This is a genomic window from Rheinheimera sp., from assembly GCF_037442525.1.
Taxonomy (GTDB): domain Bacteria; phylum Pseudomonadota; class Gammaproteobacteria; order Enterobacterales; family Alteromonadaceae; genus Pararheinheimera.
In genome coordinates, this window is record NZ_JBBIQD010000007.1 from 106,478 (window position 1) to 121,793 (window position 15,316).

14 protein-coding genes are annotated in these 15,316 nt (G+C 55.2%); 5 read left to right on the forward strand and 9 right to left on the reverse strand.

Translation table 11 applies throughout. The annotated features are described in order from the left end of the window. Positions 1 to 38: 38 nt before the first annotated feature. From WKJ03_RS11965 to WKJ03_RS11985, 5 genes are read left to right on the forward strand one after another with little or no spacing between them, the layout of a single operon-like run. On the forward strand, positions 39 to 1,283 hold the full coding sequence (locus WKJ03_RS11965; RefSeq protein WP_337842443.1) for a sugar MFS transporter: 1,245 nt from the start codon (positions 39 to 41) through the stop codon (positions 1,281 to 1,283). After that, positions 1,280 to 2,290: a carbohydrate kinase gene (locus WKJ03_RS11970; RefSeq protein ID WP_337842444.1), complete on the forward strand. Its 1,011-nt coding sequence runs from the start codon at positions 1,280 to 1,282 to the stop codon at positions 2,288 to 2,290. Before WKJ03_RS11965 ends, WKJ03_RS11970 begins: the two co-directional genes overlap by 4 nt. Next, on the forward strand, positions 2,290 to 3,477 hold the full coding sequence (locus WKJ03_RS11975; RefSeq protein ID WP_337842445.1) for an AGE family epimerase/isomerase: 1,188 nt from the start codon (positions 2,290 to 2,292) through the stop codon (positions 3,475 to 3,477). The genes WKJ03_RS11970 and WKJ03_RS11975 overlap by 1 nt, the downstream gene beginning before the upstream one ends. Before the next feature lie 33 nt (positions 3,478 to 3,510). Then, the gene (locus WKJ03_RS11980; RefSeq protein WP_337842446.1) at positions 3,511 to 5,709 is read left to right on the forward strand and encodes a GH92 family glycosyl hydrolase; all 2,199 of its coding nucleotides are present in this window, start codon (positions 3,511 to 3,513) and stop codon (positions 5,707 to 5,709) included. Continuing rightward, positions 5,706 to 7,931, forward strand: coding sequence for a GH92 family glycosyl hydrolase (locus tag WKJ03_RS11985; protein ID WP_337842447.1), 2,226 nt, complete (start codon positions 5,706 to 5,708; stop codon positions 7,929 to 7,931). The genes WKJ03_RS11980 and WKJ03_RS11985 overlap by 4 nt, the downstream gene beginning before the upstream one ends. A 37-nt stretch (positions 7,932 to 7,968) precedes the next feature. Here the strand turns inward: WKJ03_RS11985 and WKJ03_RS11990 are convergent, their stop codons facing one another. From WKJ03_RS11990 to WKJ03_RS12030, 9 genes are all read right to left on the reverse strand, one after another. Then, complete coding sequence (locus tag WKJ03_RS11990; RefSeq protein WP_337842448.1) at positions 7,969 to 8,331, reverse strand: VOC family protein; 363 nt, start codon at positions 8,329 to 8,331, stop codon at positions 7,969 to 7,971. 157 nt (positions 8,332 to 8,488) lie between these two features. After that, positions 8,489 to 8,857, reverse strand: a complete 369-nt coding sequence (locus WKJ03_RS11995; protein WP_337842449.1) for a hypothetical protein — start codon at positions 8,855 to 8,857, stop codon at positions 8,489 to 8,491. Positions 8,858 to 8,935: 78 nt separating this feature from the next. Beyond that, the gene (locus WKJ03_RS12000; RefSeq protein WP_337842450.1) at positions 8,936 to 9,748 is read right to left on the reverse strand and encodes a hypothetical protein; all 813 of its coding nucleotides are present in this window, start codon (positions 9,746 to 9,748) and stop codon (positions 8,936 to 8,938) included. A gap of 50 nt (positions 9,749 to 9,798) precedes the next feature. Then, positions 9,799 to 10,365, reverse strand: coding sequence for a hypothetical protein (locus WKJ03_RS12005; RefSeq protein ID WP_337842451.1), 567 nt, complete (start codon positions 10,363 to 10,365; stop codon positions 9,799 to 9,801). A gap of 3 nt (positions 10,366 to 10,368) precedes the next feature. Next, entirely contained in the window at positions 10,369 to 10,989 is a 621-nt protein-coding gene (locus WKJ03_RS12010) for a class I SAM-dependent methyltransferase (RefSeq protein ID WP_337842452.1), read from the reverse strand. Between the two features lie 13 nt (positions 10,990 to 11,002). Further along, positions 11,003 to 11,392 (reverse strand): DUF4440 domain-containing protein, encoded by a 390-nt coding sequence (locus WKJ03_RS12015; protein ID WP_337842453.1) that lies wholly within the window; start codon positions 11,390 to 11,392, stop codon positions 11,003 to 11,005. Then, a complete protein-coding gene (locus tag WKJ03_RS12020) occupies positions 11,389 to 12,081 on the reverse strand; it encodes an aspartate/glutamate racemase family protein (protein WP_337842454.1) in 693 nt (230 codons plus the stop codon). The genes WKJ03_RS12015 and WKJ03_RS12020 overlap by 4 nt, the downstream gene beginning before the upstream one ends. A gap of 117 nt (positions 12,082 to 12,198) precedes the next feature. Next, on the reverse strand, positions 12,199 to 13,863 hold the full coding sequence (locus tag WKJ03_RS12025; RefSeq protein ID WP_337842455.1) for an acyl-CoA dehydrogenase family protein: 1,665 nt from the start codon (positions 13,861 to 13,863) through the stop codon (positions 12,199 to 12,201). Between the two features lie 133 nt (positions 13,864 to 13,996). Then, positions 13,997 to 15,304, reverse strand: a complete 1,308-nt coding sequence (locus WKJ03_RS12030) for a TIGR00366 family protein (protein ID WP_337842456.1) — start codon at positions 15,302 to 15,304, stop codon at positions 13,997 to 13,999. Positions 15,305 to 15,316 lie beyond the last annotated feature (12 nt).

A 15,316-nucleotide genomic window follows, 5' to 3' on the forward strand; every position in this document is an offset into this window, starting at 1 on the left:
CCAGAGCCCTGCTCTGGCCTTTTTCAGAGAGAAATTTTATGGCCACTTTCAGCTCAGCTCAGGCAGTGCAAAGCAGCGGTAAATCCAGCCAGTTTGCCTTTGCTGCCATGACCAGCCTGTTTTTTATCTGGGGTTTTGTTACTGCCCTGAACGATATTTTAATTCCACACCTCAAAGCCGCCTTTGAACTGAATTACTTCCAGGCAATGCTGGTGCAGTTTTGTTTTTTTGGTGCTTATTTCATTGTGTCGCCGCTGGCCGGCAAACTGATTGAACGCATCGGTTATATTCGCGGCATTATTACCGGCTTGCTGACCATGGCCGCCGGTTGCCTGCTGTTTTACCCGGCCGCCGAAGTGGCAGTTTATGGTGTGTTTTTGCTGGGCCTGTTTGTACTGGCCAGCGGCATTACTATTTTGCAGGTATCGGCCAACCCTTATGTCGCCATTCTGGGTGAAGAACGCACCGCCGCCAGCCGTTTAAGCCTGGCGCAGGCGATTAACTCCTTGGGTCATACCCTGGCGCCACTCTTTGGGGCTGCGTTGATTTTTGGTGCCTTACATGCCGACAGTGCTAAAGCGGTACAGCTGCCTTACCTAATCCTGGCCGCAGCCGTGGTCGCTACCGCCATTGGTTTTCGTTTCCTGCAATTGCCGGAGCTGAGCAGCCCGGCCAGCACTGAAGGCGAACAGAAAGACAGCATCTGGCAACACAAACACCTGGTGTTTGGTGCCATCGCAATTTTTGTCTACGTTGGTGCTGAAGTGTCGATTGGCAGCTTTTTGGTGAACTACTTCGCCCAACCGGATATTGCCGGCCTGAGTGAACAACAAGCGAGCCAGATGGTGTCCTATTATTGGGGTGGCGCTATGCTGGGCCGTTTTGCCGGTGCACTGATCACCCGCTGGATTGCGCCTGTGTATGTGCTGGCGTTTAACTCTGTAATTGCGGTGCTGTTACTGCTGGTGACTATTAACAGCACTGGCACTGTCGCCGTTTGGTCTGTACTGGCAGTGGGTTTCTTTAACTCTATTATGTTCCCGACTATTTTCACTCTGGCCATCCGTGGTCTGGGCGACTTAACCAGCCGGGGCTCAGGTTTATTATGTCAGGCCATTGTTGGTGGGGCTTTATTGCCACTGCTGCAAGGTCTGGTGGCAGATGCCAGCTCGGTGCAATGGAGTTTCCTGGTACCAGCACTGGCCTATTTCTACATTGGCTGGTATGCCTTATCCGGCAGCAACATCAGCCACAACTCAAGTGAGACTAAGGCAACATCATGAAAAACGTTCTTTGTTTCGGCGAAGCACTGATCGACTTCCTGCACATAGGTGCAACCAGCCAGGGGCCACTCAGCCTGCCGGAATTCCGCCAGTATCCGGGCGGTGCACCGGCTAATGCCGCCGTTGCTGTGGCACAACTGGGTGGACAGGCACGTTTTGCCGGCCAGGTTGGTGCGGACAAATTTGGTGATTTTCTGTCGTCTGCGCTTGAGCAGTACGGTGTCGATACCCGTTTTTTACTGCGCCACCCCAGCGCCAAAACCAGCCTGGCCTTTGTGATGCTGGACGACAGCGGCGACCGCAGTTTTTCCTTTTATCGCCATGAAACCGCCGACGTGATGCTGACCCCGGCGCAAATCAGCCCGGACTGGTTCAACCCGGACGGCCTGGTACATATTTGCAGCAATACGCTGACCACCCCTGCTATTGCACAAAGCACCACAGCACTGATCGCGCAGGCCAAAGCCGCCGGTCAGTTTATTAGTTTTGATGTGAACCTGCGCCATAACCTGTGGGCGGCCGGAGCCGCCGACCGCGACGTGGTAAACGCGCTGGTCAAACAAGCCGATTTAGTGAAGTTCTCCCGCGATGAGCTCGAGTATTTAGCGCAAGGCCAATCCGAGGCGTACCTGCAGGACTGCCTGCACGCCGGTTGCGCTTTATTGCTGGTCACTGACGGTGCTAACCGCATCGATTTTTATGGCCAACACCACAGTGGCAGCATTCAGCCACCCAAAGTCAAAGCAGTCGACACCACAGCAGGCGGCGACGCCTTTATTGGTGGGGTGTTGTTTGGTCTGAGCGTACTGAACAGTCAGCAGGCCGTATTCAGCGATGCCGCTTTACTGAAGCAGCTGCTGACTTTCGCCAGTTTCTGTGGCGCTTATGCCGTGACGTTGCCGGGCGCCTTCCCGGCTTTACCTGATCAGCAGGCCGTAGCCCAGCTGATGCAACAGCACCAGCTGTCCCCGACCGACTTTGACCCAGCGTTTTTCCGGAGCCTGTGATGAATTTCTATTCTGAAGCCTTTTTACTTGAGCACTGCCAGAGCATTCTGGATTTTTACACCGACAAAGTGGTGGACCCAAGCGGCGGGTATCACCAGAACTATCTGGACGATGGCAGCCTGTTTGACACCCACTTTAAACAGCTGGTCAGCAGCACCCGTATTATTGTCAATTACGCGCTGGCGTCCCTGGTGTATGACAATGCCGATTACAAAGCCATAGCTCAGCATGGCCTGAACTATCTGGAGCAGGTGCACTGGCAGGCAGAAACACAGACCTACGCCTGGACCTTAAACAACCATCAGCCGCTGGATATGACCCAACAGGCTTATGGTTATGCCTTTGTGTTGCTGGCTTATTCGGCGGCGTACAAAGCCAAACTGATCGACTCTGCCGAGCCGTTAAAACACACTTATCAGTTGCTGGAGCAGCGCTTCTGGCAGGCGGATTATGGCCTCTATGCGGACGAAATCAGCGTGGCTGGCGAACTCAGCCCTTACCGTGGCCAAAACTCCAATATGCATTTGTGTGAAGCCATGCTGGCAGCTTTCGAAGCCTGTGGCGAGCCGCTGTTTTTACAACGCGCCAAAACCCTGGCCTACAACATTGCGGTGCGTCAGGCCGACCAGACCGGTGGCCTGGTGTGGGAACACTACAAACCAGATTTCAGCATCGACTGGGATTACAACAAAGACGACCCGAAAAACCTGTACCGCCCCTGGGGTTTCCAGCCTGGCCATCAGACCGAATGGACCAAACTGCTGCTGATTTTGCACCGCCATGCGCCGGAAGACTGGATGCTGCAACGCGCTGCTTCACTCTTTGATCAAGCCTACAGCAAAGCCTGGGACGCTGAGCACGGCGGCCTGATTTATGGCTTTGACCCACAAGGCCAGTGGTGTGACGACGACAAATATTTCTGGGTGCAGGCCGAAAGCCTGGCCGCGGCCGCCATGCTGCACCAGCAAAATGGCGACAGCAAATACCTGGAGCAGTACCAGTCGCTCTGGCAGTACAGCTGGCAGCATATGGTGGATCACCAATACGGCGCCTGGTTCCGTCTGTTGCACCGTGACAACAGCAAGTACTCCAACCAGAAAAGCGCCGCCGGTGCCAAGTGTGACTACCACACCTTATGTGCCTGCTTTGAAGTGTTACGTACTTTAGGCCTGAAAGCGCTGGCATAAGCCAGCGCAAGCCCCTGGTCCGGAGGAAGATGGATGCGAGTTGCTGTGATGACCCTGGCGGCGGCGCTGTTATTTGGCTGCGGCCAGAGCGCACAGACCCCACCCACTGCGTTTGACCCTTTGCCTTATGTAAACCCATTGATTGGCACAGACGGCAAAGGCAAAACCTACCCTGGCGCTACTGTGCCCCATGGCATGGTGCAATTAAGCCCGGACAATGGCCGCACCGGCTGGGACTGGATAGCAGGTTATTTCTACCCGGATAACCTGATTGCCGGCTTTAGCCATACCCATTTGTCCGGCACGGGCGCTGGCGACTTGTACGACATTTCTTTTATGCCGCTGACCCGGCCTTTTCAGCGCCAGCCGACGGAAGGCGGCCCAAATGGTGGAACAATAGTTTCTACCTTCAGCCACCAGCAGGAACAGGCCAAAGCCGGTTATTACCAGGTACTGCTGCAAGACTACGGCATTAATGTCGAACTGACGGCAGGGCCACGCAGTGGTCTGCAGCGCTACAGTTTTCCGGCTAACACCACCACTGGTGTGGTGCGGCTGGATTTAGGCTACAGCCGCAACTGGGACAAAACCACCGCCACTTATGTGCAGGTGATCGACTCGTACCATATTGCCGGTTACCGTAAATCCACCGGCTGGGCCAAAGACCAGCGGGTGTATTTTTACAGCCAGTTGTCGCAGCCGATCAGCAGCCATCAGATCATTGCCGACGCTAAAACCCTGTCCTCAGCAGAAGCTTCAGGCGTAGATATCGCGCTGGAAATGGATTTTGCACTGAATGGCCAGCCACTGCTGCTGCAAACCGCCATCAGCTCGGTCAGTATCGACAACGCCAAAGCCAATCTGCTGGCCGAACCTGCACTGCTGAATTTTGACGCCCTGCGCGCTCAGGCCGAACAAGCCTGGCGTAGCGAGCTTAATCGTATTCAGGTGGAGGCGTCGGATGACAACAAAACCCAGTTTTATACCGCGATGTACCATGCCGCTTTGGCACCCCGGCTCTATTCCGACGTGGACGGCCGTTACAAAGGCCCGGACGGCAACATTCATCAAAGCAAAGACCAGCCACGCTATGAGTTCTTCTCGTTATGGGACAGCTTCCGCGCCTTGCACCCCTGGCTGACGCTGGTGAAACCTAAGCAAAACGCCGACATGCTGCAAAGCCTGCTGACGCATTACCGCGAAGTGGGCCGCTTACCGGTCTGGAGTTTTGAAGGCAACGAAACCGATATGATGCTGGGCTACCACTCGGTGCCTGTGCTGGTGGACGCTTATTTAAAAGGCCAAATTGAGCTGGACCCACAAGAGCTGCTGCAAGCCGCGCTGCACAGTGCCCGCCAGCAGGAATTTGGTCTGGCCAGCTACCAGCAACTGGGCTATGTGCCCTTTGAAGAGCGCAACTGGAACGTCGCGCTGACCATGGAATACGCCTTTGACGACTCAGCCATAGCCCGGCTGGCGGACGCCATAGGCCAACCTCAGGTCGCGGCCGAGTTTCAGCAACGCGCGATGAATTACCGCAAGCATTTCGACCCGGCCTCGGGTTTTATGCGGGCGAAAAATAAGCAAGGCCAATTCCGTCAGCCGTTTGACCCTAATGCGTATTACCCGGAAGACTATTGCGAAGCCAATGCCTGGCAATACAACTTTTTTGTGCCGCACGACATCCCGGGCATGATTGAGCTGATGGGCGGTCAACAGGCAGTGGCCGCCAAACTGGATGCCATGTTTAACACCGAACAAAAGCCCGGCGAGCTACCCGAGTGGATCTCTGGGTATATAGGCCAGTATGTGCATGGCAACGAACCCAGCCACCATGTGCCTTACCTGTATCAGTACCTGGGCCAGCCAGATAAAACCCAGCTGTTGGTGCGCCGCATTATGAAGGAGCTGTACCATACGGCGCCGGACGGGCTGGCGGGGAACGAAGACGCAGGCCAGATGTCGGCCTGGTATTTATTCAGTGCTTTAGGCTTTTATCCGGTCGACCCGGTGTCGGGCCAGTATGTGTTAGGCAGCCCGGAAGTCACAAGCGCGGTCGTGCAGCTGGAAAACGGCAAACAGCTGCGTATCAGTACGGTCGACCAGGCTGACGATCACCCTTATGTCAAAGCTGTGTATTGGAACAACCAGCGCCTGACCCACTTTATGTTAAGCCACCAGCAACTGATGCAAGGTGGTGAACTGAAATTTGAAATGAGTGCAACGCCATGAAATCAGTGTTACTCGGCCTGCTGCTTGGTTGCAGCTGTACAGTGCTGGCGGGCAACAGCCAGTATGTAAACCCCTTTATTGGCACCTCCAATTTCGGCGCCACCCACCCGGGCGCCCAGTACCCGAATGCGCTGGCCTCGGTGTCGCCCTTTAATGTGGCCTATGGCGGCGAGCTGAATAAATTTGAGAAAGACGCCGCCTGGAATTCGCGCGGTTACATTTATGAAAACCACTACCTGACCGGTTACAGCCACCTGAATTTAAGCGGTGTCGGCTGCCCGGAAGCCGGGGTGTTGCTGCTGATGCCAACCACAGGCGAGTTAAATCTGGATGCCAAAACCTACGGCAGTACCTATTCCGCCGAACAGGCCAGCGCCGGTTATTACCGCCACAGTCTGGATAAATACGGTGTGACCAGCGAGCTGACCAGTACCTTACGCACCGGCTTAAGCCGTTTTACCTTTCCGGCCGGTCAGTCGCACCTGCTGCTGAATTTAGGCCTGGGCCTGACCAATGAAAGCGGCGGCAGTTTAACAATAGTGTCGGATCAGGAAATCGAAGGCAGCCGGATGATTGGCACCTTCTGTTACCACCCGGAAGATGTGCGGCCTGTGTATTTTGTCGCCCGTTTCAGCAAAGCAGCAAGCCAAACCGGTGCCTTTAAACAGATGCCGCAGTACCACAAGGTGGAAGCCGACTGGATGCAGTACAACAACAGCATCAAACCTTATCCGGGTTACCGCCAGGAGATGTCCGGCGATGAAATTGGCGCCTGGTTTAGTTTTAACACCAAAGCCAACGAACAGATTGAAGTGAAGCTGGGTATTTCCTTTGTCAGCATTGCCAATGCCCGCGCCAACCTGGACGCAGAGCAGCCGGGTTTCGACTTTGACAAAACCCGCCAGCAGTCTGTTGCCGCCTGGGACCAGCTGCTGGACAAAGTGCAGGTCAAAGGCAATGACCACAACAAAACTCTGCTGTACAGCGCGCTGTACCACAGCCTGATCCACCCGAATATTATTCAGGACGTCAACGGCGATTACCCACTGATGGGCCAAAGCGGCTTTGGCAATAGCGGCGGCAAAAACCGCTACAGCGTCTATTCGTTGTGGGACACCAACCGCAATGTGCACCCGCTGCTGAGCTTGTTGTACCCGGAGCTGCAAAGCGAAATGGTGCAATCGGCCGTGGCCATGGCCAACGAAAGTGGCTGGCTGCCGAAATGGGAACTGTACGGTATGGAAACCCAGGTAATGGTGGGCGACCCCGGCACAGTGATGATTGCCGACAGTTACTTACGTGGCATTCGCGACTTTGATACCGAAGCGGCCTACAAAGCCATGCAAAGAGCAGCAGAACAACCAGAGCAGAACCTGCTACGGCCAGAAAACCGCGACTATTTAGCACTGGGTTATGTGCCGGTGGATGACGAAGGCCCTTATGACGGCAGTGTCTCGACCAGCCTGGAGTATTACCTGGCCGACTTTAACTTAAGCCAGTTTGCCAGGGCGCTGGGCAAAACCAAAGACGCCGACACCTACCGGCAGCGGGCGCAAAACTACCGGCTGCTGTTTGATAAAGAAAGCGGCATGCTGCGGCCAAAACAGCGCAATGGCCAATGGCTTAGCCCTTACAACCCGGAGCTTGGCCGCAACTTTGAGCCGGCCCCTGGTTATATTGAAGGCAATGCCTGGAACTACCGTTTTTATGTGCCGCATGACACACCGGGTTTAATCAAATTGCTGGGCGGCGATCAGGCCTTTTTAACCCAGCTGGACGCCACCTTCAGCACCGGCAATTTTGATATGGCCAACGAGCCGGACATTACCTACCCCTACCTGTACCATTTTGTGCCCGGCCAGAGCTGGCGCAGCAGCGCCCGGGTGCAGCAACAAATTCAGCAGCATTTTGGTAATAAACCCGACGGGTTACCTGGCAATGATGACACCGGAACTATGTCGGCCTGGCTGGCATTTTCGATGCTGGGCTTGTACCCGGTCAGCCCGGGTCTGATGGATTACGCCTTGGTACAACCTAGCTTTGACGAAGTCACTATTCAGCTCAGCAAAAAGTATTACAGCGGCAACACAGTGCGCATCCAAAACCAGCTGAAAGGCCCGCAGCAGCCAGGCTCCAGCTGGCGCTGGCAGCAACAGCCGCTTGGCAGCAGCTTTATCAGCCATCAACAACTGGTGAAAGGCGGCAACCTGAGCCTGCAGTAACAGTAGATAGCATCAGGGGCTGTGCAGAACAGCCCCTTCAGAGCTCCTGGCCAAACATCAGCCGGTGGCCGTCCGGCGTGCGAACACCAAACTCAAGCATACCCCAGGCTTTGTCGGCCAGTGGCTGAGTAAACTCGGCACCGGTTCGTTGGTACTGGGCATAAAGGCCAGCGGCGTCATCGACCGTAATGTAACCATACCAGGAGTGATCGCCTAACTGATGCGCTGGGGTGGCATCCGTGCATTCCCCCAACATCACCCGAAAAGCGCCCAGCGCTAAAAAGCTCCAGCCCGGCGCTTCAAACTCCAGCTGCATGCCCAGTACCTGTTGGTAATAAAGCGTTGATCGCTCCAGATTTGCTACTGCCAGTACAAATCGTACTTTGCTGATTTCTGCCATCAGAGACTCCTTAGCGCCCAGTTAAACGTGCCGCCAGATTACAGCGGCTGCAGTTTAAGCTGAAGCAGTTGCACGGCGGCGCAAGGTCAGTACCATCATGACGATACACCATACCGCTGCTCCACCAATGGTTTGCTTTTTAGCCCAAGCAGCCGGCTCAGAGCATGGCGTTCAAGGCGTAGTGGATAAGCGCGGCAGCCACCAGCAATGCCAGTGATCCAAGCCAGCGAAAAGCTAGCCCCCAGACCGCAATGCGACTGGCCATCTGCCGGTGTTTAGCAGGCCCCAGCCAGAGTAAAAACCCAGTAGCCAGCCAGAGTACCAGCGCCAACAGCCAGTGTTCTGGCTGCTCATACGCCAGCCCAGTAAACAGCAGTGCCAGCACCAGCCGGCTGCCCACCTCAAAGCGGTGAAACCAACTCCGCTCTGAAAAACGCTGCACAGCTGCCGCAAAGCGTTGCGGCCAGCACAACATCCAGAGGCCAAAACCAGCCATCAGGCTTGCAAATAATAGCAATAGCAGCATTAGGGCGATCCTGTGTCACCTAGCCTTCAACCACCAGACTGATCGAAGTGTTATTTCGAACTGGTTATCGCAACCAGCTTATTTACCCAGTCGGATTAACCTGAAGCTACCGGCATAAGAGCTATGACCTCTTAAAGAATCTGACCAGTAGCCTTCAATAAAAGTGTCGCCATTGCGCTGCATCACCAACTGACGGTTGCTGCCCTGAATCGGATGCGTCCCCTGTATCAACCAAAGTTCGCCCTGCTTGCGGACATCTTCAGGTTTAAAACTGGACACATGCGAGACACTCATACCATTGATGTAACGGGTCATAGTGGAGGTTTGTTGGCTGCTGAATTCCAATAGCACCATATCAGCATCTCCAACCGAAGAAACCATCACACCTATCCAGACGCCATCCATAACATCTGCAGAAGTGGGTTGCAATGCTTTCAGCTGCGGTAAACGGGCATCCAGAAAACGCCGTACCGTGGACTGCGATTTTTGCTGCGCCAATCTGTAGTGGTCGCTCAAAATGGGCTTGCCTGTTTCATCATGCACAATATGTAGCACTGTAAAATAGTCATCCAGATAAGGCGTAAGAATAAGCCGGACAAATTCGTTAGGACGTCTCGTATTAGTGGCTTCTACAATGCATTCAGTGACACTGCATTTCACCTGATCATCACTAAACAAATAGAACTCAATTTGTTTAAAACCGGCCGATAATTTGGCGGAAACTAACCTGTGCGGACCCTTTTCATTAATTTCCAGCACTTGGTAAAACATATCGTCCGAACTGATACCTTCCCATAGCCCCGGCGACAACTTCAGGGGCTCAGCTTGCGACTCTGCCTGCAAAGTGAAAGCACTAAGCGCGATCACTAACACAAAAAACAACTTCAACATTTCAATCGTCCTTGAACAAAAACCATCGCAATTAAGCACTGCCAAAGCCTTCAGTCAAGCCTCGCCTGTACGGCCTGCTGTGCTTGTTTATACAGCAGCACCGCAAACAGCAGTTCAATCACAGCACCAGCTACTGCACCAGCGACGGCATTAGCCTGAGTCGCCAGCACCACAAAAGCAGCAATAGCCAGCGTGATCCCGCAGGCCCAATACAGCTTCAGGCCATACAAGGTCTGGAAGGTCAGATAACGGCCGCCAATCACCAGCAACATGGCCGGGAAAAACCAGTCCAGCCGGTACAGCGACAAACCATAGGCCAGCGGCAGGGAAAACATCAGCCACAGGGTAGTTTCCAGCGCCAGCGGCCCTAAAGGGTTGCTCTTCTGATGGGCGGCTTTGCGGCCGGCCAGTTTGGCCAGCAACAGCCCCAGTGGATGGATAAAGATACCCCCAATCAACAAGGCCCAAACCCCATGACCGGCGCCGCTATTCAGCACTACCAGTGCAGCCATGGTCCAGACCAGCGCCGAAGCTAACACGCCGGGGGCTCCATGCTGATAAGCCTCGCGCATATCCTGTTGTGCTGCGGTCAGACTGTCCTTTGTTATTGTTGACATTGCTTAGTCCTGTTGTTGGTTGAGTTCAGGTTTTTGCACTACAAACCAGCAGTGCAATTCAGGGTATTGGTCAAATTCCAGATGGCGGCACTGCAGGCCCTGTTCAGCAATCAGCTGCATGTAGCCTGTCACCCCCAAAGAGGCGTAATACAGCTGTGGCCCCATGCTGGCATCCAGATGTTCGCCTGGGGCATCAACCCCACCGGCCGAAAACATCAGCACGCCGCCCGGAGCCAGCGCCGCCATCAGTTTTTTCAGCACCAAGGACTGCTGCGACAACTCGATATGCCAAAGGCAATCCCAGACGCTGATCAGGCTGTAGTGTTCCATCGGTTGCCAGCGGACTATATCGGCAGCCCAAAAGGTCAACTGCGGATGCCGCTGCCGGGCCAGTTGCAGCATCTGCACTGAAATATCCAGCCCTTGCGGCTGATAGCCTTGCTGCAGCATCAAGTCTAAGAAACGGCCGGTGCAGCCACTGCCGACATCCAGCGCCGGGCCGGGCCTGCGCACAAAAGCCATAGCCCGCTGCAACTGCGCCAGGCCATTGTGGCGGTTAAAACTGTCTCGGGTCCATAAATGGGTGATTTGGTCGTACGCCTGGCCGATTTGTTCTGGTGTCATAGCGGTCACCACTTCATTCAATCTCAAATGGCAGGCATAAAGTGCCTTGGTGATAAATCATCTGCCACTGCTGTTGCTGGCAACGCCAAATTGAGCAGCGCTGCGAATAAGCCGGTTCAGCCCCCACTCTGGTCACTATGGCCTGATACAGCAGCTGCGCATGACCCGGCCCCAACCACCTTAGCTGATAATGGCCCGCCTGGATTTGCGGCGGCTGCTCGTCCGGCAAGCGCTGCAGCACATTCTGTTTGCCATAGAGCAACCCGGCCGCATTAATTTCCACAAAATCATCGGCAATCAGTAAGTCGAGAGTCTGTCTGCAGGCTCGGGTTTCCGGCTGAAACAGCTGCTGCTCCAGCGCAACCAGCTGTTGCTTCAATTTATTCAGATCCAGGTTATTCACAATGCCAGCGCCTTGGCTGCAGCGGCCCTGGCGTGCAAGGCTGTGGTATCGAACAAAGGCACGGCCGCGTCGGCAGGCCCCACCAATAAGCCTATCTCAGTGCAACCCAGAATAATGGCTTGTGCGCCCTGCGCGACCAGCTGTTGCATCACCTGCTGATACTGCAGACGCGATTCCGGCAACACCTTGCCCAGACAGAGCTCCTGATAGATCACCTGATGCACCAACTCGCGGCCAGCCTGGTCCGGCACCAGCACCTGCAAGCCATGCGACTCAAGCCGCTCACGGTAAAACTCCTGCTCCATGGTAAAACGGGTGCCTAACAAGCCGACGGTTTTCAGCCCGGCGTCGGTAATGGCCTGGGCGGTCGGGTCGGCAATATGCAGCAGCGGAATAGTCACAGCCGCTTCAATAGCGGCCGCCACTTTATGCATGGTATTGGTACAGAGCACGACAAAGTCCGCCCCGGCCGCTTGCAGTGCCTGAGCCGCCTGCGCCAGCACAACACCGGCCTGTGCCCAGTCACCGTGGCGCTGCAGCTGTTCAATCTGCTGAAAATCCACGCTGTACAGCACCAGCCGGGCCGAATGCAGCCCACCCAGTTGTTGTTTCACCTGCTCATTGATCTGACGGTAATAAGGAATGGTCGACTCCCAGCTCATACCGCCCAATAACCCTATGGTTTTCATTTGCTTGCCTGTGCAGCAGAAAAAGACAGCTCCAAGTTAACCTGAATTTAACAAGCTGAAAAGTACCTTGATGCACAAGCCGGGGCTATGCCGGGTAGAGTGGCTAACGGAGTTTTCTCAGCCTGGCGCCGGCATAGCTCTGGCGACTATGGCTGCACAATCCGTCTCAGCACTTAAGGTACCGTACTGGTAATAGGGCTGCGGGCCCAGGCGGGAACGCACAAAAGCCGAAGCAATCAAAGGTTCACCGTAGACCAGCAAAGTCGCCGCCTGCCAGCACAACGCCAGTTGTTCCATCAGTTGGCGGGCTCGTGGTTCGAGCTGATGTGAGTCAGTCAGTTGAAGTAACAGACTGTCGAGTTGCTGATCAAACAACGGCTGTTGACCACGAGCCAGCTCCAGCTCCGCCAGCAGCGCCGCTAAAGTGTCCGGCTCGCGTTGCAGCACCCGCAATAAATCCAGACACTGCACATTGCCAGACCCTTCCCAAATGGAGTTGACCGGCGCTTCGCGGTACAGGCGGCTGCAGATATTGTCATTGACATAACCCACACCGCCCAGGCATTCCATGGCTTCATAAGTCTGCCCAATGGCCCTTTTGCAAATCCAGTATTTACCTATGGCGGTGGCACAACGCACCAACGCCGCCTGAGCGGGCTGCTGTTTTTGGTCCAATGCATAGGCAATTCGCATCGAAATGGCCAGTGCCGCTTCGGCTTCAATGGCCAGATCGGCTAGTACATTCAGCATCAATGGCTGCTGATGCAGGTTTTTGCCAAACACGCTGCGGCCCGCCGTATGCCAGATGGCTTCTTTCGCGGCCTGCAGCATCAGGGCCGACGAGCCCAACATGCAGTCGTAACGGGTTAAGGCCACCATTTGGATAATAGTGTGAATGCCGCGGCCTTCGTCGCCCAGCAGCCAGCCATAAGCCCCACGCAGTTCAATCTCCGAACTGGCATTGGATTGATTACCCAGTTTGTTTTTCAGCCGCTGAATATGCACCGGGTTTTTACTGCCGTCTTCGCGCCAGCGCGGCACTAAAAAGCAGGACAACTTGCCCTTTGTTTGCGCCAGCATTAAAAACGCATCACACATAGGGGCTGAGCAAAACCACTTATGCCCCACCAGGCTATACAACTGGCCGGGGCCCGGCTGACTCAGCGCCGTGGCTGTGGTGCTGTTAGCCCGCACATCCGAGCCACCTTGCTTTTCCGTCATCGCCATACCTATGGTGACACCGTTTTTTTCAAACCAGGGCAGATTGCGGCTGTCGTACTGGCCGGACAGAATTTTAGGTAACCAGAGTGCCGCCACATCCGGCTGTGAGGCTATGGCCGGTACACAAGCAAAAGTCATGGTTAAAGGGCAGCCAGAGCCTGGGTCAGCATGGTTATGCAACACGGCTATCGCAGCCCGCACCTGATGGGCTCCAGCTTGCTGGCTGGTCCAGGGCAAATGGCAATGGCCGGCTTCAATGGCTGTTTGCATCAGTTGATGGTAAGCCGGGTGGTAATCGACCTGATCAATCCGCTCGCCAAACCTGTTATGCGACTGAAACTCTGGCAGATGTTTATTGGCCAAAAAGCCAGCCTCCAGCCCCTGATGCCCGACAAAGTCGCCAAACCCCTGCAGCTGCGTTTCGCCCCAGCCGCCACCAAACTTGTGCAGCCAGTACTGCAGCACTTTATCGGCCTTAAACGCATTGTACTGCTGCAAAGGGTGCGGCTGGTTCAGTACCTGATGGGTGTCACTGCTGTGTGCGGAGAAAATATCGGTCATGGTGGGTGCCCGCTGTTTGCTGTCACTGGTCACACCACCCTAGCCCAAGCCGGGCAGAAGTTGCAATGCCAGCAAGCTGGTGTTGGGACTGTTCCCAGCACAAAACCAGCAACCACGCGGGTATCAAACCGGCTCAGACAAAACTTAGCACCAGGCTAATCACCACGCCTGTGACCAGCAGCTGCAGCAGGCAATAGCCCATAATATCTTTGGCTTTTAAACCAGCGATGGCGAGCACTGGTAAGGCCCAGAAGGGTTGGATTAGATTGGTCCAGGCGTCGCCCCAGGCCACGGCCATCGCAATGCGGTTCACTTCGGCGCCCAGCTCCAGCGCAGCCGGGATCATCACCGGGGCCTGAACCGCCCACTGGCCGCCGCCAGACGGAATAAAAATATTGATAATACCGGCGCTGATAAAGGTCCAAAACGGCAGGCTGTCGGCACTGGAAAAACTGACAAACCATTGCGACAAACTGGCCGCCAGGCCGGATTGCAGCATCACCGCCATAATGCCGGCGTAAAAGGGAAACTGAATCACAATGCCAGCGCCGCCCTGAATCGCCTGCTGCAGGCTATGCAATAAACGCCGTGGCGTACCGTGCAGCAGAATAGCCAACATCAGAAACAGGAAGTTGACGATATTCAGGTTCAGGCCACCGGCTGTGGCGAAGTAGTTCAGCAAATAGGCCAGGCCCGCCAGCCCGACCAACAGCGCCAACAGGCCGCTGTTTTCCAACTGGTCGGCCGGGCGTTGATCTTGTGGTTCAGGGGCAGATTCATGCTGCAGTAACGTCGGATCGACGGCTTTGACGTCTTCAGTTTTTGGCTGCATCAGCCAGTTCAGCAGCGGCACAGTCACCACAAGGGCCAGCACAGCGCAGAGGTTAAAGGCAGAGAAAATAGTGTCGCTGGTGGGGATCAGGCCGATTTGCGCTTCGGCAAAATGGCCCGGTGTCGCAATGGTTAAAGGCACAGACCCGGACAAACCGCCATGCCAGACCACAAAACCCGAATAAGCACTGGCCACCAGCAGGGCATAATCTACCCGCACCCGCCGTGCCAGGGCTTTGGCAAATAAAGCCCCTACCACCAAACCAAAGCCCCAGTTCAGCCAGCTGGCGAGCAAAGACACCAGAGTGACCAGCACAATGGCCTGACCGCCGGTTTTCGCCAGCCCGGCCAGCCGGTTCAGCAGGCTGTTTACCAACGGCGTGCTGGCCAACATAAAGCCAGTGACCAGCACCAGCAGCATCTGCATGGAAAAACTCAGCAGGCCCCAGAAGCCGTCGCCCCACATTTGCAGCACCGCCTGTGGGCTGTGCGGCTGCGTCGCCACAGCGGCCACGCCCACCAACAAAGTCAGCAGTAACACCAACACATAAGGGTCCGGCAGGTAACGTTCGGTCAGTTTGACCAGGGGTTTGGCAAGGGCATTTAGCATGGCGTTTTCGCT